The organism is Domibacillus indicus (assembly GCF_023715895.1).
Classification (GTDB): domain Bacteria; phylum Bacillota; class Bacilli; order Bacillales; family Domibacillaceae; genus Domibacillus; species Domibacillus indicus_A.
The window spans coordinates 1-214 of sequence record NZ_JAMBOO010000167.1; the positions used below are offsets into that span (position 1 = coordinate 1).

1 rRNA gene is annotated in these 214 nt (G+C 50.5%); it reads right to left on the reverse strand.

Annotated elements, in window-relative coordinates:
* Positions 1–214, reverse strand: a 23S ribosomal RNA gene (locus M3221_RS27185); the annotation flags it as partial.

Sequence of the window (214 nt, forward strand, 5' to 3'; positions counted from 1 at the left end):
CTCAGGATACACTCAAGAGAGAAGAAGATTTCAGCTACAGGGCTGTTACCTTGTACCGCGGATCTTTCCAGATCGCTTCACCTATCTTCTTCCTTTGTAACTCCGTATAGAGTGTCCTACAACCCCAAGAGGCAAGCCTCTTGGTTTGGGCTATGTCCCGTTTCGCTCGCCGCTACTCAGGGAATCGCGTTTGCTTTCTCTTCCTCCGGGTACT